Origin of the sequence: Pedobacter panaciterrae, assembly GCF_013204795.1 — a bacterium.
GTDB classification, from domain to species: Bacteria; Bacteroidota; Bacteroidia; order Sphingobacteriales; family Sphingobacteriaceae; genus Pedobacter; species Pedobacter panaciterrae.
The window spans coordinates 171,883-196,369 of sequence record NZ_JABMKW010000016.1; the positions used below are offsets into that span (position 1 = coordinate 171,883).

At 37.9% G+C, this 24,487-nt stretch carries 12 protein-coding genes; all 12 read right to left on the minus strand.

Annotation, left to right across the window (positions count from 1 at the left end; genetic code table 11):
* Positions 1-10: 10 nt before the first annotated feature.
* The gene (locus HQN86_RS08725) at positions 11-2,389 is read right to left on the minus strand and encodes an ABC transporter permease (RefSeq protein ID WP_172660620.1); all 2,379 of its coding nucleotides are present in this window, start codon (positions 2,387-2,389) and stop codon (positions 11-13) included.
* A 16-nt stretch (positions 2,390-2,405) separates the two neighbouring features.
* Positions 2,406-3,095, minus strand: a complete 690-nt coding sequence (locus HQN86_RS08730) for an ABC transporter ATP-binding protein (RefSeq protein WP_172660621.1) — start codon at positions 3,093-3,095, stop codon at positions 2,406-2,408.
* 25 nt (positions 3,096-3,120) lie between these two features.
* Positions 3,121-5,514 (minus strand): ABC transporter permease, encoded by a 2,394-nt coding sequence (locus HQN86_RS08735; protein ID WP_172660622.1) that lies wholly within the window; start codon positions 5,512-5,514, stop codon positions 3,121-3,123.
* A 20-nt stretch (positions 5,515-5,534) separates the two neighbouring features.
* On the minus strand, positions 5,535-7,907 hold the full coding sequence (locus HQN86_RS08740; RefSeq protein ID WP_172660623.1) for an ABC transporter permease: 2,373 nt from the start codon (positions 7,905-7,907) through the stop codon (positions 5,535-5,537).
* Between the two features lie 147 nt (positions 7,908-8,054).
* Positions 8,055-10,418, minus strand: a complete 2,364-nt coding sequence (locus tag HQN86_RS08745) for an ABC transporter permease (protein WP_172660624.1) — start codon at positions 10,416-10,418, stop codon at positions 8,055-8,057.
* 18 nt (positions 10,419-10,436) lie between these two features.
* Positions 10,437-12,797, minus strand: a complete 2,361-nt coding sequence (locus HQN86_RS08750) for an ABC transporter permease (protein WP_172660625.1) — start codon at positions 12,795-12,797, stop codon at positions 10,437-10,439.
* Positions 12,798-12,813: 16 nt separating this feature from the next.
* Positions 12,814-15,177 carry an ABC transporter permease gene (locus tag HQN86_RS08755; RefSeq protein ID WP_172660626.1) on the minus strand — a complete coding sequence of 788 codons (2,364 nt, stop codon included), beginning with the start codon at positions 15,175-15,177 and terminating at the stop codon, positions 12,814-12,816.
* 17 nt (positions 15,178-15,194) lie between these two features.
* A complete protein-coding gene (locus HQN86_RS08760) occupies positions 15,195-17,567 on the minus strand; it encodes an ABC transporter permease (protein ID WP_172660627.1) in 2,373 nt (790 codons plus the stop codon).
* A 16-nt stretch (positions 17,568-17,583) separates the two neighbouring features.
* On the minus strand, positions 17,584-19,962 hold the full coding sequence (locus HQN86_RS08765; RefSeq protein ID WP_172660628.1) for an ABC transporter permease: 2,379 nt from the start codon (positions 19,960-19,962) through the stop codon (positions 17,584-17,586).
* 5 nt (positions 19,963-19,967) lie between these two features.
* The gene (locus tag HQN86_RS08770; protein WP_172660629.1) at positions 19,968-22,361 is read right to left on the minus strand and encodes an ABC transporter permease; all 2,394 of its coding nucleotides are present in this window, start codon (positions 22,359-22,361) and stop codon (positions 19,968-19,970) included.
* A 22-nt stretch (positions 22,362-22,383) separates the two neighbouring features.
* Complete coding sequence (locus HQN86_RS08775; RefSeq protein ID WP_068890251.1) at positions 22,384-23,082, minus strand: ABC transporter ATP-binding protein; 699 nt, start codon at positions 23,080-23,082, stop codon at positions 22,384-22,386.
* Between the two features lie 134 nt (positions 23,083-23,216).
* The gene (locus HQN86_RS08780) at positions 23,217-24,461 is read right to left on the minus strand and encodes an efflux RND transporter periplasmic adaptor subunit (RefSeq protein ID WP_172660630.1); all 1,245 of its coding nucleotides are present in this window, start codon (positions 24,459-24,461) and stop codon (positions 23,217-23,219) included.
* Between the last annotated feature and the right edge of the window lie 26 nt (positions 24,462-24,487).

A 24,487-nucleotide genomic window follows, 5' to 3' on the forward strand; every position in this document is an offset into this window, starting at 1 on the left:
ACAAAATGACTTATTCATATTTCAATGCATCCACAGGATTTGACTTTGCAGCACGATAAGCCTGCCAACTCACAGTAAACAACGCAATCAAAATGCTCGATACTCCGGTAAGAATGAATACGGCAGGGCCAATTGAAATGTGGTAATCAAACTGCATCAGCCAATTATTCATAATCAGATACCCAATTGGCATGGCCAACACCATAGCTATCATAACTGTTTTAACAAAGCTTACTGACAACAGGGTAATGATACCAGTAATGGTTGCGCCCAATACTTTACGTATGCCAATCTCTTTTGTGCGTTGCTCGGCACTAAAGGCCGACAGCCCAAATAAGCCAAGACAGGAAACAAATATAGAAAGGCCTGCAAAGAGGTTCGATATTATAGACAGCATTTGTTCATGTTCAAATTTCTCGGCAACCAGGCTATCAACAAATTTGATTTCTACAGGGAAATCAGGATTTAATTCTTTTGTGATCTTTGTGATCTGATCAATGCTTTCCCGTACATTCCTTGTAGTGTTTAACCGCATCGTGATTACATCACTGTTTTCAGCATTGAATACGATGGCCATTGGGTGCAGCGTTCTGGTAGGTTCATCCCACAGTACATCGGCAAATACGCCCACCACCGGTCTTTGTTTACCGTTGAAAAGAACTTGCTGACCAAGGGGTTCTTTAAACCCCATTTGTTTTACAGCAGTTTCACTGAGCATCAGTGCCGACGAGTCTGAGGCACGGCCTTTACTAAAATCGCGTCCGGCAATTAATCTGATGTTATTCGTTTTCAGGAAATCATAAGTGGTCTGAATAAGGTCAAATGAAATTTTCTTATCTCCATCTCTCATGCCATGCCATTCAAGCCCGCTGGTATTTGAATTTTGAAAGGCGATGCTTCCTGATGACTGCGTTACCGCCGTTACTGCCCCTGAGTTGAGCAATCTGTCCTTGAACAAGTCAAATTTAGGATATAAGTTGCCTTCATGAGGCATTTCGATCAGTGCATTGCTATCATATCCCAGAGGTCTGTTCTTTAAATATTGTAATTGCTGATAAAGGATGAGTGTTGCCACGATTAGAACAATTGCAAAGCCGAACTGGATGATAACGAGCACCTGCCTAAAGCTGAGACTAAAATTGCTTTTAAATGCTATGGTCTTCTTTAAAGCCTGAACCGGGTTAAATGAAGAAAGGAAAAATGCTGGGTAACTACCAGCAATCAGACCGGTAAACAGAATCAGGCCGGTCACTGCCAGCCAGTTTCCGGGATGGTCATAACTGATCTGCAGTTTGGTATTCAGCAGGCCATTGAATGCTGGCAGGAATAGTTCAACCAAGACTATTGATAGTACCACACTAACTATGGTTAGGATAAATGATTCGAGCAGGAACTGCATTATTAATGATGTGCGGCTGGCACCAATTGTTTTTCTGATACCCACTTCTTTAGCACGTTTTTGAGATCTGGCAGTAGAGAGGTTCATAAAATTGATGCAGGCTATTGCAAGAATACCCAAGGCAAGTATAATGAAAATGCGTACTTGTTCGATCTGGCCGCCATCGGCTATACCATTAGTAAAATGGCCATACAGATGGTATTTTTCGAGGGGATATACAAAGGGGGCTGCTTCAAGAGTTTTTGTTCCGGTATTTCTGGCAATGGTGTTTTTTATTTTTTGGTTGAATGCATTAGGCTCGGTCCCATTCTTTAGTGTAAGCAACGTAAAGAAAGAATAATTGCCCCAGTTAGATTCGGCTGGCCATCCGTTCAGGTTCTCATAAAGTTTCCAGGATGTCAGACATTCAAATCCATAGGTAAAATTTGGCGGAAGATCCCTTATTACCGCAGTAACCTTCAGGTTGGCCTGGTTTTCAAATCGAACAGTCTTATTGAGTACATCCACAGTTCCGAATAACCGTTTTGCAATGGTTTCTGTAAGCACAATGGAGTTCGGATCGTCAAAGGCTTTCTCCGGATTACCGCTTAGATAGTCAAACTTAAATATTCGCAACAGATCAGGATCAGCATAGCGTCCTTCTACCTTAAAAGAATTCTGCCCATTAGCCACTAATCTTCTGCTGGCCCATAACACCCTGCTAATGTTTTCTATTTCTGGGCTTTCTTCTTTTAGCACCAATGGAAGCACATTGGAAACCTGTGGCGTGGTTCCGGTAATGCTCTTATCGGTACCGTAAAAATTAACCATCAGGTGATAAGTGTTTTCACTATTCCCAAATTGCTTATCATAACTCCACTGGTATTGCACATACAGCAACAACAATAGGCTTGCTGCAAGACCAATGGCGAGCCCGCTGATATTGATCAGCGAAGCAGTCTTGTGCTTTAGTAAATTCCGAAAAGCAATTTTAAGATTTAGTTTAAACATGTCCAGGCGCTATTCTTTAAACAGTTTGTTGAACCACAACGTCTTCCTTAATAACCCCATCCAATAAATGTAGAATACGACTTCCATACGCAGCATTAACTTCAGAATGGGTAACCTGAACAATGGTAATTCCCTCCTCTTCATTTAGCTTTTTAAACAGATCCATAATCTGTAAAGCCTGAGTAGATTGCAGGTTCCCGGTAGGCTCATCAGCTAAAATTATAGATGGTTGTGCCACCAAAGCGCGCGCAATACCGACTAATTGCTGCTGGCCTCCCGATAATTGATTAGGGAAAAGATCACTCTTGGCCACCATATTAAATCTGTCCAGAATATCAGCTACCCGACTTTTACGCTCAGAGCCCGGAACTTTTTTATACAATAATGGCGCTTCAATATTTTCCGCTACCGTCATCTCATCAATAAGATGATAAGCCTGAAATACAAAACCAATATGGTTACGGTATAGCTCTATACGCTTACGCTCGTTTAGTGAAACTACATCTTCGCCCATAAACTCATACTGTCCGTAGGTAGGTTCCTCCAGCATTCCCAATATATTAAGCAGCGTTGATTTTCCTGCGCCAGATGGTCCCATTATGGAAACAAATTCACCTTGTTTTATACTTGTAGTTACGTGACGAAGGATGTAACTTTTTACCCCTTTGTTAGCGTAATATTTCTCTATATTTTTTAATTCTATCATGAGATTATGTTTTTATGTTTTAATTCTATTCGTATTTCAAGGCATCAATTGGGTTGGTACTGGCAGCTTTATAGGATCTAAGGCTTACAGTGATCAGGGTAATGACAATGGAAAGCAGCATGGCGATCATAAAGGGCCAAACACTGAGTGGTGCTCTGTATTCAAAACCTTGAAGCCACTTGGAAACAAATATATAAGAAACTGGCCAGGCGATGAGGTTGGCGATCAGCACCATCCAGAGGAATGAACTGTTCAGCATCCTGATGAGTTCTGCAGTGGATGCTCCAAGTACTTTTCGGATGGCTATTTCTTTGGTCCGCTGTGTAGCGATGAAGGAGATCAATCCAAACAGGCCTATGAAGGAGATGAAGATAACCACCCCTGCAAATACTTTAAAAAGTACGCTCATAACCCGCTCCGTCTCATAAAATGAGCTGATCTGATCGTCCATAAAGCTGGAGTTGTACACATAATCAGGAAATGTCCCGTTCCAATCGCTTTCAATGGCTTTCATGGCCTGAAGAAGCTGGCCTGGTTCCATTTTCACGGCCATAAGATTGTAGACTCCCTTGTAGGAGAACAATGCTGTAGGCTCTATTTTATCATGCAGAGAAAAATTGTTAAAATCTTTAACCACACCAACAACCGGCATCTTACGGCCTTGAGTTTCTATAAATTTCCCAAGGATTTCATTGGGGTTGCTGATGTTGAGTTTTTTTAGCAGGGTTTCATTGACAATGGTTTCTTTAAGGGTGTCTGTTTTAGACAGGGTTCTCCCTGCGATCAGTTTCAATGAAAAGGTGTTGATGTAGTCACGGTCTGTTGATTTCACGCTCAGCTGGAAGTTTTCATCTTTGGTACTGTTGTATTTAAAGCTGGAGGTGTTGTTGTTGTTGGATGAAGGGGCTGCATTGCTAAAACTGACTGCTTTCACGCCATTGATATGAAGTATTTTCTCCTTTAAGGTGTTGAATTTTAGTTGGCTCAGACTATCGGATGGTACATCCACCAGGGCAATGGCGTTGGTGTCAAATCCTAAAGATTTGGCCCTCATGTAACTCATTTGATTGATCACTACCAGAGTGCCTACGATCAGTACGGATGTGATGGCAAATTGAATAACCACGAGCGCCCTTCTGAGTCCGATTGCTCCTGCGTTTGCGGCGCTGATCTTATTTTTTATCGCCAGCGCAGGACTGAAACCTGACACGATCATTGCGGGATAAAAGCCAGCCAGGAAACTCACTACCAAAACCAACAGTGTCATGAAGACGAATATTACGGGATGCCCAAAGAGGCTAAAAGAAATATCCCCACTGAACAGGTTTCTCATTCCCGGAAGGGCTAATTCTGTAAGCACACTTGCAATAAGCAATGCAATGACGGTGATCAGTGCAGTTTCGCTTAAAAACTGCCACACCAATTGTTTCCGCCTGCTTCCCATTACCTTGCGGATACCAACTTCCTTAGATCTGCTTACGGCTTGGGCGGTGGCCAGGTTAATAAAATTGATACAGGCAGTGAGCAATAAAAATGAACCAATAACGATCAAACCGATGATCTGACCCTCTGGCATGACTTTATTATTAAAGTTGCTGAATTTTTCGTTATAGTGGATATCACTTAAGGGCTGAAAATAGTGGTGCTCCTTGCCTACGCTTCCTTTTTCATAGTATTTATCGATAAGTTTCAATACAGGAGCTTTAAGCGCTGATGCGTCGGCACCTTTTTTTAACAGTACATAGCATTCGGAACTGGAGCTTACAGATTGCCAGCTATTCAGGCTTTCGTCTTTGTAGGTCAGGTAGGAAATGACTACATTGAAAGGGAAACTGCTGTTATCCGGAAAATCTTCAAAAACGCCGGTGACTTTGAGGTCTAACCTGTTTGAGAACCTGATGTTCTTGCCAACGGCATCCTGCCATTTTCCAAAATATTTATCAGCCGTTTTTTTTGACAGGGTAACGGTGTTCGGGACTGACAGCGCCTTGCGTGGCTCTCCTTCAAGCCACTTGATCTTAATGATATCGAAGAACTGGGGTTCAATATAATAAACGTTTGATGCTTCTTTGACTTCAGGTCTGGTGGTGGTGGCCGCCACCTTGATGATCCCTCCTGATTCCTGAACAGCAGCAACCTGCTCTGCCTGAGGAAAGTCGTTACGCACTGCCGCTGCGAGTGGTCGCGGCACTCCTTTACTATAAAATTCATTTTCGCCCGGATAGGTCCAGGAGGATACGACCCGGTAGATCCGGTCGTTATTTTCATATCCCTTGTCAAAGCTCAGCTGGTATCTTAAAAAGATAAAAATAAGCAGACATGCGGCCAGTCCGATAGATAACCCTGCGATATTTATGAAGGTGTATCCTTTATATTTCCAAAGGTTTCGTAAGGCGATTTTTAAGTTCAGTTTAAACATCTCAATTCTTATTAATCTGGTTATTCGTATTTAAGTGCATTAATTGGATTTGATTTAGCTGTTCGATAAGCCTTATAGCTTACAGTAAGCAAGGTTATTGATATGGTACCAAGGGCAGCCAATGCAATTATCCACCATGAGATTGTGGTATGAAATTCAAAATTATCCAGCCATTTAAGCATCACATAGTAAGCTATAGGTGCCGCTAATACGGTTGCAACAAGAATCATCTTCACAAACGACAGCGATAATAGCTGCATTAAGCTTACTACCGAAGCACCCAAAACTTTTCTTATTCCAAACTCTTTGGTACGCTGCTCGGCACTATAAGATAATAAGCCGAACAACCCTAAACAAGATATAAAAATAGCCAAACCTCCAAACAGATTAGATAACAATCCCAGAGTTTTTTCCTTAGTAAGTTTTTCAGCATATATAGAATTCATAAACTTGATCTCTACAGGATATGCCGGGTTTATTTCTTTAGTGATGCTTGTAATTGTCTCTATGTTTTGTTGCAGGTTATTGTTCTCATTTAAGCGCATGGTAATTGCCCCTGTACCACCTTTATTAAAATAAACGATCATCGGATTATTTGATTGGTATGGCGAGTCCCATACATAATCATCAAAAACGCCAATGATGGTGCAGTTGCTATCAAACATTTTAACAATTTCGCCAACTGGTTTTTTTAATCCCATTACTTTAACCGCAGAGGCACTAACCAAAATCGCGGAAGAATCAGAAGCGTATTTCTTATTAAAATCGCGACCACTGATCAGTTTAATTCCATTAGTACTAATATAATCGTAAGTAGTTCCAACTCTGTTAAACAACACTTTATTTTCGGGATTTGGCATCCCCCGCCATTCTATTCCGGTAAAATTAGACCCGTGATGTGATAAGTTAACCGATGACTGATACATGTTTGTAACGGCACCAGATTTTAACAATCTTGTTTTAAGTAACTCAAATTTCTCATTCAATTGCCCATCTTGCGGCATTTCAACCAGTGCATTTACATCAAACCCAACTGGCTTATTTTTTATGAACTGAATCTGCTTATAAATAACCAGCGTTGAGATGATCAGGATAATTGTGAAACAAAACTGTCCAATTACCAACAACTTTCTTAAGCTTAGCGAAAAGAAGCTTCTGCCCTCTACATTTCTTTTGAGCGATTGTGTAGGGTTAAAAGACGACAAATAAAATGCAGGATAACTACCGGCAATTAGCCCGGTAAGTAAAATAACAGACAAAAGCCCTAACCAGATGTAAGAATTAAAATAAGGGATGCTCATTTTAATATTCAGCAGGTTATTGAATATTGGCATAAATGCTTCTATTAATGCAATAGCAATGATTACACTAATTAATGTAAGCACCATTGATTCGGCCAGAAACTGCATAATTAAGGATCTCCTGTTTGCCCCTATCGTTTTCTTTATACCAACTTCTTTTGCACGTTTTTCGGACTTTGCCGTTGCCATGTTCATGAAGTTAATACAGGCAATTAAGAGTATACCTATAGCCAAAGCTGTAAAAAGCCAGATCTGTTCAATGTCTCCGCCTACACTTTTACCCTCTTCAAACTTTCCGTACAGGTGCATTTTACTTAACGGGAAAAGGAAGTTGGGTTGAGAAACCTCTCTGTTGTTTCTTTTAATGGCCTCATAAATTTTCTTATTAACCAAATCAAGATTTGCATCTGGCCTTAGGGTAACCAATGTTACAAAGCTGAAATTGCTCCAGTTTAAATCTCTGGCGCCCTCATCTAGTATTTCGTACAGAGACCAGGGCATTAAATAATCAAATCTATTTGAGCTGTTCTCTGGAAGATCTTTTATAACTGCTGTAACGGTCAAATTCTCTTTCTCCTGATATTTGACCGTTTTATTTAATACGTCAGTTGATCCGAATAAAGTTTTAGCCGTGCTTTCTGTAAGTATTACTGATCTGGGGTCTTTTAAAGCTGTCTTAGGATCACCATGGATGAACTTATAATCATACATCTTTAAAATGTCTGGTTCGGCAAATTTAGACTTCTTTTTAAAGCCGTTAATTCCATTTGCAATTAATCCGGTGTTACCATAGTCCATCCGGCTTATGTATTTTACCTCAGGAATTTCCCGTTTAATTACCGGAGCAAATGCAGTTGTCGACCCATTAAAGGTGACAAAGATCTTTCCTTTGTCATCAAGAACGTTAGTCATCACTACATGTACATTTTCGGAATCTTTTGACTGTTTATCAAAGTTCAGCTCATACATTACATATAGCAACAGCATTAAACATGCTGCAAGGCCAATGGCTAAGCCCACAACATTTATTATGGAAGACACTTTGTTCTTCCAAATGCTTCGCAATATGATTTTAAAATTCAGTTTGAACATTTCGTCATGATTTCCTTTCTGGTTGCTAATCGTATGCCAAATTAAAAAAACCTCACACAAGCCTTATAATCAATAAATTAACATCTAAAAATAAGCACCACATGTTCATTATCGAACAGGCTTCGTACAATAACGAACAATATTCAATTATTCATATTTCAAGGCATCTACGGGATTAGATTTAGCTACCTTAACGGATTGTATGCTCACTGTTAAAATTGCAATCAGAAATGATAGTCCAACGGCAATAGCAAATGGCAATACAGATATGGCCACTCTAAAACTATAAGCAGACAACCAGTGACTTATAATGATATAGGCAAGTGGAAAAGCTATGAGATTTGCAATAGCAACCAGCTTGATAAAGTCCTTATTTAATAGCGTAAGGATGTTTGCTGTACTGGCGCCTAAAACCTTACGAATGCTGATTTCTTTTTTACGCTGTTCGGCCATAAATAAGGCAAGACCTAATAAACCCAGGCAAGAAATAAATACTGCAAAGCCACCAAACCAGTTAGATAGGGTTCCTAGCAATTTCTCGTTTTGAAGTTTTGATTCGAAATCATCGTTAACAAATCTGTGGTCTACCGGAAAATCAGGGTTAAACTTCTTAATGATATTGTCTATAGTACTAACTGAAGAACTCAGATTCTGATCCGGATTTAGCCTTGCGATGATGTAATTATAATTGCTTGTTGGGTTATACATCACTAGTGGATTAACTTTTTGATAAGGAGATTCCATTACAAAATCTTTCATTACACCAACAATTGTTACCGGCGTATCATCCCATTTTATTATCGTGCCAACAGGTTGTTTTAGTCCCATTATTTTTACTGCGGTTTCGTTAACCAGAACATTTACAGTATCTACAAAGCGAGACGAAAATTCTCTGCCGGCAATAATTTTGGCACCGGTTGTTTCAGTAAAATCATAGCCCGTCCCTCTGTAATTAAATAAGATCAGTTCTTTTGGATTTTTACCTGGCCAGCTAAAATCAAAAGTTGCATCTCCAAACTGATTTAAACTATGACTAAAATAGGTAACTGAGGTTGCAGCACCTGATTTTAAAAGCTGATCTTTTACAAGATCCAGTTTTTCTTTTCCTTTTAGATTGCCTTGAACCGGTATTTCTATAAGGCCATTTCTATCGTAACCTATTGGCTTGTTCTTAATGAAATTTAACTGCTGATATATTACTCCGGTACAAACAATTAAGCATGCTGCAAATACAAACTGAAACACAACCAACACTCTTCTTACCGAAAGTGATGAGCCGCCAATGGCTGCAAAGCCCTTTAATACTTTTACAGGTTCAAATGAAGAAAGATAGAAGGCGGGGTAACTTCCGGCAATAAAACCGGTAATTATGGTTAAACCTAGCAGCGTACTCCAAAACTTCCAGTCTTGATAATTAATAACCAGTTGAATATTTAGAAGGTTATTAAAATATGGCAAGCTTATCTCTATCAAAGTAAAAGCAACCAGCATTCCTATAAGGGAAAGCACCATAGATTCCATAAGGAACTGCCCAATAAGTGATTTTCTTGAAGATCCAATAGCCTTACGTACACCAACTTCTCTTGATCTTTTCTCGGACCTTGCCGTAGACAGATTCATAAAATTAACACAGGCGATCAGAAGAATGCAAAAAGCCAGAACAATAAAAATTCTGATCTGATCTATTTTGCCACCGGTTGATTTTCCGTTTTCAAACTTATCATACAAATGCCATTTAGATAATGGATGCATTAATCCCTCATTTTCAGAATTCTTCCAGTTGCGTTTATAAATGCCTTTTATCTGACCACTAACATTATCCAGGTATTTATTATCCTTCAATTGCATTAAAGTAAGAAACGCATTGCTTCCCCATGTGGCATTTTTCACCCAGATATTTAATTTCTCATTCAATGACCAGGGCATCAGATAGTCAAACTGAATAGTTGAATTTTTAGGAACGTCTTCAATTACCGCTTCAACTTTTAATGGCTCACTGTTTTGAAATTTTACGGTCTTATTAATCGGGTCTTCATCACCAAATAAATTTCTTGCCATTGTTTGGGTCAGTATAACTGAATTTGTCTCCTGCAACACTTTCATTGGATTGCCTTTGATAAACTTATAATCCAGTATTTTAAGAAATGAGGGATCTGCAAAAATAGCAGCCTTTTTAAAGTTGTTTTGCTTATAGCTTAATAATTCATTAGTGGGGGTTGAAGAATGTGATGCGTAAGCTACGCCTTGAATTTTCTCGCTAATTTCCTTTGCCATTGGTGCCGGGGTAACACCGTAACTAACTATATCAGTACTGCTTACCGAATTAAGATACACTACATATGTTTTATCATAGTTCTTAAACTGCTTGTCGTAGCTCCATTCATACGCAACATACAGTAGCAGCACCATGCAACTGGCTAAACCAATTGCTAACCCGCCCACGTTAATTAATGTATACCCCTTGTTTTTCCAAAGGTTACGTAGTGCTATTTTTAAGTTTAATCTGAACATGACTTTAGCAGTTAAAAGTTATTCGTATTTCAAAGCATCAATAGGATTGGATTTAGCCACCTTAACGGATTGTACACTTACAGTTAGAATAGCTATAATAAGCGATAGCACCGCTGCTATTGCAAAAGGTAAAGCCGAAATACTCACTCTAAATTCATAAGCAGACAACCACTTGTTAATGACAATATAAGCAAGTGGAAAAGCAATGAGGTTAGCAATACTTACCAGTTTAACAAAGTCTTTATTTAGCAACGTTAAAATATTTGCAGTACTTGCACCCAGAACTTTACGGATGCTGATTTCTTTTTTGCGTTGTTCGGCAATGAATAATGCTAAACCTAATAAACCCAAACAAGAGATAAATATGGCAAAACCGCCAAACCAATTGGACAAAGTACCAAGGAGTTTTTCATTTTGAAACTTATATTCATAAGTATCAGCTACAAACCTCCTGTCTATAGGAAAATCAGGATTTAAAGCTTTAACAATTTCATCAATCCTATCAACGGAGGCACTTAAATTTTGTGAAGGATTTAATCTGATGATAATGTTACTAAACTCTTCAGCTCTATTGTAAATGATCATTGGCTTAGATGTTTGATAAGGCGATTCGGTCACAACATTTTTCATCACCCCAATAATGGTAACTTTAGCTCCCTCAAAATCGATCTTTGCCCCTATTGGTTGTTTTAATCCCATTACTTTTATTGCTGCCTCATTAACGATCACATTTAGTGAATCTGCCTTTCTTAAGAATTCCCTGCCGCTGACCATCTGTGCTCCAAGCGTTTTAGTAAAATCATAACCAGCACTGCGATAATTGAACAGCACCTTATCATTTACATTTTTGCCAGGCCACCCAACACTGAATGTATTATTTCCCTCATCACCTAATGGCGTGCTGAAATAGGTTATGCTTGTGGCCGCACCAGATTTTACCAACTGATCTTTCAGAAGATCCAGTTTCTCGCTGTTAACGAAATTGCCCTGTGCGGGCATCTCTATTAATCCACCATTATTATAACCAATTGGTTTATTTTTAATGTAGTTTAACTGCTGATAGATCACTGCAGTACATATGATTAAACAGGTTGCAAAGCTGAACTGAAAAACGACCAATATTTTACGAACAGAAAGTGAAGAGCTTCCAATATTACTAGCTCCTTTTAACACCTTAACCGGCTCAAAAGAGGACAGATAAAAGGCCGGATAGCTTCCGGCAATAAAACCTGTTGTTAAAGTTAAGCTGAGTAACGCTACCCAAAACTTCCAGTCGTGATAATTTATAGCTAGTTGAATATTTAAAAGTCCATTAAAATAGGGCAAACTGACCTCTATTAAAACAAAGGAGATAACCATACCCATTATTGCAAGCAACATAGACTCCGTCATAAACTGGCCAATGAGCGATTTCCTGGACGAACCTATTGCTTTGCGTACGCCAACTTCTTTCCCTCTTTTCTCTGATCTGGCGGTAGAAAGATTCATAAAATTGACGCATGCAATTAAAAGAATGCAGAATGCAAGAATAAAAAAGATTTTGATCTGATCAATTTTGCCACCTACCGATTTTCCGTTGTCAAAATCACTATATAAATGCCATTTTGCTAATGGATGAAGCAGTGCCTCACCCATAGCGTCCTTTGAATTCCGGGAATAAATCCCCTTCATTAGCCCATTCGCTTTTTCGAAAAAACTGTTGTCTTGTAATTGTACCAGTGTTAAACAGAAATTGCCGCCCCAACCTGCATTTTTCACCCATGGGTTTTGATCGGCATACAGCGCCCATGGCATTAAAAAATCGAATCTGATGCTATTATTTGCTGGAATATCTTCAATAACAGCTTCTACTTTTAGTATGTATTTGTTGTTAAATTTTACGCTTCTATTAATTGGATCTTCGTCGCCAAATAGATTCTTTGCCATAGTTTCTGTAAGGACCACCGAATTGACCTCTCTTAACACCTTATCAGGATTCCCCTTTATAAATTTATAATCTAATATTTTTAGGAAAGAAGGCTCACTGTAAACTGCACTTTTTTTGAACTTCTTTTCCCCATTACTAATTAATTGATCATTAGGATATGTAGAATGCGAAGCATAAGCAACTCCAGGTATTTTTTCTTTCACCTCATTGGCCATAAGACCTGGTGTCCACGCCCAGCTAAATACCTGCGTATTTGCTTTGGAATTATTATATACCACATAGGTTTTATCATAGTTCTTAAACTGCTTGTCGTAACTCCACTCGTAAGCAATGTAAATCAGCAATACCATACAACTTGCCAAACCAATTGCCAGGCCACCCACATTAATCAATGTGTAAACTTTGTTTTTCCAAAGGTTTCTTAATGCGATTTTGAGATTGAGTTTAAACATTTTGATCGAGTTTAGGTTATTCGTACTTCAAGGCATCAATTGGGTTTGCTTTTGCCACTTTTACCGACTGTGCACTTACAGTTAGAACGGCTATAATAAGTGATAGAATTGCTGCTATTGCAAAAGGTAAAGGGGAAATAGACACTTTAAATTCATATCCAGACAGCCACTTATTAATAATGATATAGGCTAGCGGAAACGCAATTACATTGGCTATGGCCACCAACTTTATAAAATCTTTATTTAAGAGTGTAAGAATATTAAGATTACTGGCACCTAAAACTTTACGGATGCTGATTTCTTTTTTACGCTGTTCTGCCATATAAAGAGCCAACCCTAATAAGCCCAGGCAAGAAATAAACACGGCAAAACCACCAAACCAATTGGATAAAGTGCCTAGTAATTTCTCATTGGCAAACTTACCTTCAAAAGAATCATCTACAAATGTTCTGTCTACAGGGTATTCAGGGTTAAGTTTCTTTACGATATTATCTATAGTGGCCACCGAGGTACTAACATTTTGATCCGGATTTAAACGCACTATAATATATCTTGCCGGATTATCATTCATGGCAATCAAAACAGGGTTTGCCTTTTGATATGGAGATTCCATCACATAATCCTTAAGCACTCCAATAATAGTTATGTCAGTATTTCCCCATTTTATCTTACTGCCAACAGGCTTAGTCATCCCCATAATTTTAGCAAGAGCCTCATTAATCAAAACATTTGTTGAGTCGGCAAACTGAGGGCTAAAATCTCGGCCATCAACCAGCTCCATACCTGTTGTTTTAACCAGGTCATAGTTTGTAAACCTAAAATTTATCAGGATCTTATCATTTAGATTTTTACCTGGCCACCTTACATCATATCCATTATTGCCACCAGCTGTTAGCCTTTGCGAGAAACTAGTTACTGATGTTACGGCACCCGATTTCAGCAATTGGTCTTTAAGTATTTCTCTTTTAGCCGGAGTTTTCAAATTCCCCTGTATAGGAATTTCTATCAGGTTATTTTTATTGTATCCAATTGGCTTATTTTTAATGTAATTCAATTGTTGATAGATAACGATGGTGCAAACAATTAAACAGGCTGCAAATACAAACTGGAAAACCACCAATCCCTTGCGAACAGACAATGAAGAACTTCCTGATAAGGTAAATCCCTTAAGCACTTTAATTGGGGCAAAAGATGAAAGATAAAATGCTGGATAACTGCCCGACAGCAAACCGGTTAAAACTGTTAAACCGAATAGCGTACCCCAAAATTGCCAATTGCTGTAATCAATTGACAATTGAATACCTATTATGCTGTTAAAATAAGGCAAACTAATCTCTATCAATACAAAGGCTATAAGCATACTCATTAAGGCCATAAGCATTGATTCCATCATAAATTGCCCTACCAGGGCCTTCCTGCTCGAACCAATGGCTTTACGTACCCCAACCTCTTTAGCTCTTTTCTCAGAGCGGGCAGTAGATAGATTCATAAAGTTTACACAGGCAATTAGGAGGATGCAAAAGGCAAGTAAAAAGAAGATTTTCAGCTGGTCAATTTTACCGCCAACAGGCAAGCCATTTTCAAATGTGCTATACAAATGCCATTTAGATAGTGGGTATAAAAAAAGCTCACCATTGCTGGTTTTATCATGAGATTTGATCATTCTATGAAACTGTTTATTGGCATTGTCGAAGAAAGAATTGTCTTTAAACTGAACAAACGTTAAACAAAAATTAGTACCCCAGGATGCATCTTTTGTCCACTGATTTAGTTTTTCGTACAATGCCCATGGCATCAGAAATTCATATTGAATGCTGCTGTTCTTTGGCACATCAGCAACAACCCCTTCTACTTTTAACTCTTCACTATTATCAATCCTCAGAGTCTTATTCAAAGGATCCTCATCTCCAAAAAGATTTTTTGCAAGTGTTTCTGTAAGCACTATGGAATTAGGATTTTTCAAAAATTCTGAAGGGTTTCCTTTAAGCACCTTCAGATCGAATATCTTGGTGAAGTCTGCATCTACAAAGACACTTCCTTTTTTAAAGCTGTTTTGTTTATAAGTGATTAACCTATCAGTTGGATAATCTAACCTTGCAATCTTTTCTATCCCAGGAACCGTTTGTTTTGCCTCGACAGCTAATACTCCGGGAGTAGCCGCAAAACTGAAAGTTTCTGTAGGCGTTTTCTGATTGTTATAAACAACATAGGTTTTGTCGAAATCAGTGAATTGCTTATCATAGCTCCATTCATAGGCAACATACAGCAATAAGATCATACAACTGGCCAACCCAATACCCAGGCCACCAATATTTATAAGTGTAAACCCCTTATTTTTCCAAAGGTTGCGTAATGCAATTTTTAAATTCAGTTTAAACATTATGATTGAGTTTAAGGTTATTCGTATTTTAATGCATCAACAGGATTAGCTTTTGCAGCTTTATAAGCCTGAAAACTTACTGTTAAAAAGGCGACTGCACTTGTACCAAATATTGCGGCTACTATAATCCACCAGGAAATTACAGTGCGGAACTCAAAATGCCCCAGCCATTTATTCATCAAATAATAGGCAACGGGTACGCCAATTATAATTGCTACCAAAATCATTTTCATAAACGATACAGATAGCAGCTGCATGATACTGGCTACCGAGGCACCCAGAACTTTACGTACACCAAACTCTTTAGTACGCTGCTCTGCGCTGTAAGCAGCCAAACCAAATAACCCTAAGCAGGATATAAATATGGCCAATCCACCAAACAAGTTTGATAAAATACCGAGAACCTTCTCTCCCTGTAGCTTTTTGGCATACAGATCGTTAACAAACTTCAAATCAACCGGATAAGCTGGATTTATTTGTTTGGTTATCTGCGTTATCAACTCAACATTTTTGGTTAAACTATTATCTGGGTTAAGACGCATGGTGATCTGACCACCCCATCCCTGACTAAAAGCAACTACCATTGGTCGGTCGGTATAATATGGAGAGCCCCAAATGAAATCCTTGAATACCCCAACTACAGTAAAATCATTACCATGATATTTTACTGGTGTACCAATTGGATTTTTAAGTCCCATCAGTTTCACTGCAGTGCTGCTCAACATTAGCGCTGCAGTATCTGAAGCAAATGATTTAGAAAAATCACGTCCCGAAACCAGTTGTATTCCATTTGTTTTGGTAAAGTCATAGGTAGTAGCAATTTGATTAAAAATTACATCCTTATCTGCCTTGGTCATTCCAGGCCATTCAAAATTCCAAAAACTAGAACCACTGTTAGATAAACTTCCCGATGACTGGCATAAAGCTGTAACTGCACCTGATTTTAATAGCTCTGTTTTAAAAAGATCAAACTTCCCTCCAAGCTCACCTTCCTGGGGCATCTCGGCCAAAAGGTTAAGGTCATAACCTACCGGTCTGTCTTTGATAAATTGGACCTGTTTATAAATAACCAGGGTAGCAATAATGAGTATAATAGCAAAACTAAACTGACCAATAACCAGTACCTGCCTCAAACTAACAGGGATAACTTTTGTTCTTGCAATTTTTCTTTTTAGGGTTTGTATAGGATTAAAGGATGAAAGATATAATGCAGGATAACTCCCAGACAACAATCCTGTTAATAGAATTATAGTTGTAATACCAACCCAATAGCCGGCACTGTAATAATCAATACTAAGTTTTATATTAAGCAGGTTATTAAATGTTGGGAGTAAGATTTCGACCAATACAATGGCCACCAATACACTAATAACAGTTAGTAAAATCGATTCTGTTAGGAATTGAGAAATTAAGGAAGCCCTGCTTGCTCCTATTGTTTTTTTAATGCCAACTTCTTTTGCCCTTCTTTCAGATTTGGCTGTTGCCATATTCATAAAATTAATACAGGCAATAAACAGAATGCCTAATGCTAAGGCAACAAATAAATAGATGCGTTCAATATCCCCACCCACACTTTTCCCATTCTCAAATTTGCCGAACAAATGTCTATCGGATAACTTAAATATAAAGGATTCATCTGTTGAATAACTACTGTTCTTTTTTATAATTCCTTTCATCTTTGAATTTATCAAAGGAATGTTTGCCTGCTCATTTACCCGAACTACGGTTTGCCAGTTGTAATTGCCCCAATCGGGCCTTTTTACCCAATCAGATAGTGCTTCAAATAAAGACCATGGCATCAGAAAATCGAATGTATTTGTGCTATTGCCAGGCAAGTCCTTAATAATACCTGTAACTGTTAAATCTGCCTCGTTGTTATAACGTACTGATTTGTTAAGTGCATCACCATCTTTAAATAACAACTTTGCCATTCCTTCGGTTAAAACCACCGATTTAGGTGTATTTAAAGCAGTAAGCGGATTGCCTGCTATAAACTCATAATTAAATATTTTAAGAATATCCGGATCAGCATATTTAGATTCTTTTTTAAAACTATTTTCACCATTAGCTATTAACTGTTGACCATTATTACTGATACGACTAATCGCTTCAACATCTGGAATTTCTTGTTTTATAACCTGGGCTATTGCATTGCTTGTTAGATCAACAGTTCCCTTAATGTTACCTTTAGCATCTACAAAATTGGTCATTACCTGATAAACATTTTCCGAGCGCTTAAATTGCTTATCAAAACTCCATTCATAGGATACATATAGCAGCAACAAAAGGCATGATGCAAGTCCTATTGCTAAACCAATAACATTAATTATTGATGAAGTTTTATGGTTCCACAGGTTTCTTAAAGCTATTTTTAAATTGAGTCTGAACATTGTATGTTATTTTAGGTTATTCATATTTTAATGCATCGGCAGGATTTGTTTTCACCGCCTTTCGGGCCTGAATACTCACCGTAAGCACGGTAAGAACCGTGGAAAATAATGCTGCAATAACGAAAGGAAAAAGAGGGATGTCTATTCTATAAGCAAAGGTTTCTAACCATTTCTTTGCCAATACATAAGCAAGGGGCCAGGCAATAAGATTAGCAATCAATACTATTCCAATGAAAAAAGTATTTAGCATTTTAAACATCTGAAAATCTGTAGCTCCAAGTATTTTCCTGATAGATATTTCTTTAATTCTATTGTTGGTTGTAAATGCAGAAAATGCAAAGAGCCCCAACACTGCAATAAATATGGTTAGCATTGCTGCAAAGAAAAATACCGACTGAAGCTGTTCCTGTTTTTTAAACAGCTTACCATACAACTCATCCAAAAATTCATACCTGAAATCTTCGCCATCAAGTGTATTAATATCAGACCATTGCGACTTAAGTGCTGCAAGCGCTGAAGTCATACTACTTTGGTCAATATTTACCATTATCTTTATTTTCTTTTCATTGCATGGATTCTTTATCGCATATATTGTTGGCGCTACAGTCGCTTCAAAACCCTGAGCTTTAAAGTCCTTTACCACACCAACTATTTTATAATCCATATTGCAACCTCTAATTACCTTACCTACAGGATTAGTTACTCCGTAACGTGCCACTGCAGTCTCATTCAAAATTGCCGAAACGGCTGTATCAGCAATAAAATCTCTGGAAAAAAAGCGCCCGCTTTTTAACTTAATACCCAGCGTTTCAAAGTAATCAAAGTTCACATCCAGAAAGTCCATTGATAATTCCTTACTTTCTAATTTGTAATTATTAGTGCCGGGCTTAGATCCATCTGGTATGTCTGAAGCTACAGTTACGTTGTTCACTCCAGGTATTTTCATTATTTTGTTTCTTGCACTTTCAAAATCTTTAGGCTTATTGTAAAACTGGATATTTTTAATAAAAACCACTTGTGATGGTTTAAACCCTTTATCCTCAGCCTGCATATATTTTAGCTGATTGTTTACAATCAGTAAACCTGCAATAAAGATGATAGCGATTACAAACTGACCTGCCAAAAGAGAATTCCGCAACCAAAGTGTTTTGTAACTGGTTTGCATATTGCCCTTTAAAACTGATGCTGGTTTATAACCGGAAAGTACCAGTGCCGGATAAATACCGGAGATAACTGTAACTCCTAATAGGATTAATATAAGTTGACCAAAAAGAGCCGTATTTCCATGCCATATAGACAATGGGATACCAAATAAATTATTAAACAAAGGAAGCATCATTTCGGCCAGAATAAGCCCTAATATTAAGGCTAGCAAACATTGCATAAATATCTCTGCAAGGAACTGGAACGTCAGGTTAAAGCGATAAGCCCCCAGTACCTTTTTCACCCCAACTTCCTTTGCCCGTTTGGTAGCCTGAGCAATGGTAAGATTTGTAAAGTTGATACAGGCAATAATGATAATCAGGGTACCTAAGCCAAACAATGCAACTACAATCTTATAATTAGTATCGTTGCCTGCCATTGGCCTTAAGTGCAGGTTCTTTAATGGATCCAGAAAAATAACAGAACGTCCTGCAATTCTTCGGTCATTTGCAGTCATACCGCCTTTAATAAGCTCCGTCTTGTACAGCTGATCTATTTTTTGCTGGAGTGCCTCGATATTTGCTCCATCTTTAACCTGTATAAAGGTTCTAAAATTATTTGTACCGTAATCCTTATTATCTAAACCTATATCCTTTGAGAGCGATACAATATCAAACTTTATATTAGAATGCTCATCTGTCCTTTCAATTGTGCCAAATAATTTAACGGGCTGTGCATCTTTTTTTGGCCCGAGGCCAACCATTGTGGGAAATACTACTTTCTTGTCTGAAAACAGCTCTTTAATAAATAATTTAGGGACATACATCTGAAATCCCGGGTCTTTTTCATCAACTGACTTTGCATCCGGCCAAATATTAAGCATTCTAGCAACTTTAAAATCCATCAACAAAGCTTTGTTTGAATAAACCCTGCCCTTTTCTGTATTGATTGGAAATTCAAACCAAGTAGGAGTCATTTTACCCGCTACCTCTACTTCCGGAAAATTATCCTTAATTAATTTGGCCAGCGGCGCAGGTGTATATTCCGTTTTAAAATCCGGCAAGCTTCTCCCTACCTGATAAATTCTGTCGTAATTCGGCACATCTTTATCATAGCTGGTTTCGTAAGTAACATACAGGATTACTAATATAAAAGCCGCCAAAGCAATGGCAAGTCCACCAATATTAATTGCTGTATAAGCCTTGTTTTTCCAAAGGTTGCGTAGGGCTATTTTGAGGTTCAGTTTAAACATGCTGATTATTCGTATTTAAGTGCGTCAATAGTATTTGCAATTGCAGCCTTATATGATCTTAAACTCACAGTAATTAGGGTAATGAGCATCGAGATAACCATAGCCAATACAAAAGGCCATATCGTTAAATCCATACGGTAGGCAAAACCAGACAGCCATTTATTGACAAATAAATAAGCCAGTGGCCAGGCAATTAGATTTGCAATGAAAACCATAATCAAAAAAGAGCCGTTCAACATTTTCACTAATTCTATGGTTGAAGCACCTAATACTTTTCTGATTGCTACTTCGCGAGTTCTTTGCGTAGCTACGAAGGAAATTAAGCCGAACAAACCGATAAATGAGATGAAAATAATTACGCCGGCAAAAACTTTAAACAATGCACCGGTTATTTGTTCGCTCTCATAATAACCGTTTATTCTGTCGTTAACAAAATTTGCCTGATAAATACCGTTTGGAAAAGTGCTGTTCCAAATTCTTTCTACCTGTTTCATTGCAGGCATAATTTGTTTAGCATCTATTTTAATAGCGACATTCCAGTATTCTTGTTTCCCAGGAAAAATTGCAATTCCTGAAATACTTTCTTTTAATGATTTATCATTATAATCTTTAACTACGCCGGTAATTGGTAGGATGTTGCCACTTGCATCTATAACTTTCCCTATCACATCCTGAGGATTTGTGACATTAATTTTTTTCAGAAACGTTTCATTCACCACACATCCATTAGCCGTATCGCTTTTCAGAAAAATCTTACCTGCAATTAACTTAAGGTCAAAAAGCTCGAAATAATTTTCATCTGCTCTTACAGTTCTTAATTCAAAATCTTTATTTTTTATTCCATTATAAGTGAAATCGGTCGAATTTACATCGTTTGATAATGGGGCTGTCTGGCAAAAACTAAGGGACTCAATCCCAGGAACCTGCAATATCTGTTCTTTAAACGTATTATATTTAGTCTTGCTTGTGCTATCGGTCAAAATGCCAACCATTGCAACTGCGTTCGGGTCAAAGCCTAAAGATTTCTTTTGTACATATTCCATTTGCCTGATGATTACCAATGTTCCGATAATCAAAACCACAGTTATTGAAAATTGAACCACAACCAAAAATTTACGAAGGCTTAAACTGCCACCATTTAAAGAAATTTTATTTTTTATGGCCAACACAGGGTTTAATCTGGAAATGATAAGTGCAGGATAAAAGCCAGCAAGAAAACCTACAAAAACAACCAAAAGCACCATGAATACTAAAATGCTCATGTGGCTGAAGAGACTAAATTCAATTTGTCCTTTAAAAAGATTTTGCATTGGCGGTATTGCCAGTTCGGCAATAACACAGGCAATTAACAGTGCGATTAAGCTTTGAGCAAAAGTTTCGGTTAAAAACTGTGCGATAAGTTGTTTCCGCTTGCTACCCATAACCTTGCGAACACCAATTTCTTTTGAGCGATTTACAGATTGAGCAGTGCTTAAATTTATAAAATTGATGCATGCTGTTAGAATAAGGAACAGGCCTATTATTGCTAACCCATAGATTTCGCTTTTACCAATTGTCGATTCAAGGAAATTATCGTATTGTGTACTAAAATGAATATCTCTTAATGCCTGAAGTTGATTGTTTTGATTACCAGCAATTTTCTGAATCGGATAATACTTTTTATTAAACTTATCTAAAGGCACCTGCATATCAGCAAGGGTCACTCCGGCTTTTAAAAGAACATAACTTGATGAGCTCGAATTAACAGAATCCCAGTTCGTGATATTCCGGCCATAGTATGTCTGATAACTGATAACGATCCCAAGCGGAAAACTGCTATTTTGAGGCATGTCCTGTATTACGCCTGTTACCTCAAGGTTTGTTTTGGCACCCAATGTAATGGTTTTGCCAATAGCATGTTCTGCTGTCCCGAAAAACTTAATTGCAAATGCTTCGGATAAAACGACGGTATTAGGCTTAGATAGTGCTTGCTGAGGTTTGCCATATTGCCATCTGATATCATTAAAAACTTCAAAAAAATCAGGGTCGGCATAATATACCGCTTCCTGTGTTTTAATGACCTCTCTTCCTGTCTGGTCTTTCACATGCAAAATACCACCACGCTTTACTATCGAGCCAACCTTTTCAAATCCTGCAATTTCATTTCGTGCCGCGGCTGCAAAAGGAACAGGAACTCCTGCAGAGTAATCATCAAAGGCATTATACTTCCAATTGGTTACTACTCTGAAAATCCTTTCTTCATTTTTATATCCCTCATCAAAACTCAGCTGGAAGCGGATAAACATAAAAATAAGGATACAGCTGGCCATTCCAATTGAAAGACCAAGCACGTTTATAAAGGTATATCCCTTGTTTTTCCAGAGGTTCCGCAATGCTATTTTAAGATTCAGTTTAAACATAGTAACCTAGTTATTAAGGGAATTAGATCAATTCCTCTGTACGCCCCTTATTAATTTTTTCAGAAATAACATGTCCATCCTTCAGGTTGATGATCCTGTTAGAGAAACTGGCATCATGTGAAGAGTGCGTTACCATTACAATGGTAGTTCCTGTTTCGTTCAGCTCACACAATAACTCCATTACTTCATTACCATGTGAACTGTCCAAATTACCGGTAGGCTCATCGGCCAGTACCAGTTTAGGTTTGGTTACCAAAGCTCTGGCAACAGCAACACGCTGTTGCTGTCCTCCAGAGAGTTGTTGTGGGAAGTGTCCGCTTCGGTTTACAATATTCATCCGTTCTATAATCTCATTTACAAGGCGCTTGCGTTCGCCCGCGGCAACTTTGTTATAGATCAGCGGCAGTTCAATGTTTTCAAAAACTGTCAGTTCATCAATCAGGTTAAAGTTCTGGAATACGAATCCCATATTACGTTTTCTAAAGTTAGAACGCTCTCTATCGTTCAGTTTCAGAAGCTCAGTATCAATAAATTTATAACTACCACTTTCAGGTTTATCCAGCAAACCCATTACATTTAATAAGGTAGACTTGCCGCAACCGGAAGGCCCCATTATAGAAACAAACTCTCCTTCTTTTACATGAAGATTAATACCATTTAAGGCAGTTGTTTCTATTTCTTCAGTTTTGTAAACTTTTTCCAGATTCTCAATTTTTATCATGGTTATATTTTTATGGTGTTAATCTATTTTATATATGCTATTTTTTTATTTTAGTAATAGGAAAGTTTCTCTGCTCCTCGCACAGATACAGAGAAGGCCTTTCCTATCTAACTAAACTAAAACTAAACTAATTTCTATTTACTAACTTCAATTATATCATACTGATTGAACTGATCATAAGATGAAGTAATTACTTCCTCATTCTTTTGTAAACCTTCCAGTACTTCATAATACAGATGGTTTTTACGTCCAATCTTTATATTTCTTTTTGTTGCTTTCCCGTCTTTAAGTACAAACGCCCATGACCCGCCAGTGCTTTGAAAAAACTGTCCCTGTGCCAGAAGTAACGATTTACTGTTATCAGACAAGGTTAGTTTTACCTGCAACGATAAACCTCTTCTTAAGCCATCCGGCGATGCACCATCAAATGTCAATTCTATTTGGAACTGACCGGCAGTTACCTCAGGGATTACCTTTTTAACCGTTAAACGGTAGGTTTTACCGTTAAATTCACAGTTTGCCGACTGGCCTTCTTTTACCCTGTTAATGTAATATTCATCAACACCAGCCTGTAATTTATAACCTTGTAACACATCAATTTTACCAAGCATTTCATTAGCATTATATGATTTACCTGTTACCGGATCATATGATGATAAGCGGCCTGCAACGGGAGCTTTAATGGTCATATTTTCAATATTCTGTCTAATGGTTTCTAAACTTTCGTTCATTCTGCTTATAGAGAAATCTATTTGTTGCAATTGCATCGTACGACTCTGGTTTTCTTGCTTTACAGCTTCTCTCAGGATTTTTTTACGACCTTGATAATATTCATAGTCCTGACTTGATATGTTAAACTCCTGCAAAGTGATTACCTTTTTTGAATACAATACACTGTCTATTTTATATTTACGTGTTGCCGTTCTTAAACTATTCTCAATATCCATCATATCCTGGCTCATCACCCTTTGGTTTTGTTCAAGATCTAACCTAAGCTTACGCAGCTGATTGATCTGTTCAATTATACTGGTCTCACTAGAGGTATAACTAGATAAAGCATTGGGATTTGTAATTCTTAAAAGAGGTGTTCCTTTTACTACACTGGCTCCATTTTCAGTAAAGATCTCTGCAACAGTACCACCTTCAGGAGAACTGACAATTACAGAAGTTAACGGAACAACACTGGTATTTAATAAAACTACATCTTCAAAATCTCCATAAAGTACTTTATTGATGGTGATTTTATCCGGATCGGCATTGTAAACTTTGTTTAATGACAAACTGTACCCATATGCAACAAGACCCACAAAGATCACTCCTCCTACCAGCATAAGGATGGTTTTCTTATTGAATCTTTTTTTCTCTATTTTCTTATCCATTTTATTTTCTACGCTTAACACTTACC

Excerpts from the sequence above, each read along its gene's own strand:
- HQN86_RS08725 (WP_172660620.1), bottom strand. The coding sequence starts at position 2,389 with ATGTTTAAACTAAATCTTAAAATTGCTTTTCGGAATTTACTAAAGCAC.
- HQN86_RS08730 (WP_172660621.1), bottom strand. The coding sequence starts at position 3,095 with ATGATAGAATTAAAAAATATAGAGAAATATTACGCTAACAAAGGGGTA.
- HQN86_RS08735 (WP_172660622.1), bottom strand. The coding sequence starts at position 5,514 with ATGTTTAAACTGAACTTAAAAATCGCCTTACGAAACCTTTGGAAATAT.
- HQN86_RS08740 (WP_172660623.1), bottom strand. The coding sequence starts at position 7,907 with ATGTTCAAACTGAATTTTAAAATCATATTGCGAAGCATTTGGAAGAAC.
- HQN86_RS08745 (WP_172660624.1), bottom strand. The coding sequence starts at position 10,418 with ATGTTCAGATTAAACTTAAAAATAGCACTACGTAACCTTTGGAAAAAC.
- HQN86_RS08750 (WP_172660625.1), bottom strand. The coding sequence starts at position 12,797 with ATGTTTAAACTCAATCTCAAAATCGCATTAAGAAACCTTTGGAAAAAC.
- HQN86_RS08755 (WP_172660626.1), bottom strand. The coding sequence starts at position 15,177 with ATGTTTAAACTGAATTTAAAAATTGCATTACGCAACCTTTGGAAAAAT.
- HQN86_RS08760 (WP_172660627.1), bottom strand. The coding sequence starts at position 17,567 with ATGTTCAGACTCAATTTAAAAATAGCTTTAAGAAACCTGTGGAACCAT.
- HQN86_RS08765 (WP_172660628.1), bottom strand. The coding sequence starts at position 19,962 with ATGTTTAAACTGAACCTCAAAATAGCCCTACGCAACCTTTGGAAAAAC.
- HQN86_RS08770 (WP_172660629.1), bottom strand. The coding sequence starts at position 22,361 with ATGTTTAAACTGAATCTTAAAATAGCATTGCGGAACCTCTGGAAAAAC.
- HQN86_RS08775 (WP_068890251.1), bottom strand. The coding sequence starts at position 23,082 with ATGATAAAAATTGAGAATCTGGAAAAAGTTTACAAAACTGAAGAAATA.
- HQN86_RS08780 (WP_172660630.1), bottom strand. The coding sequence starts at position 24,461 with ATGGATAAGAAAATAGAGAAAAAAAGATTCAATAAGAAAACCATCCTT.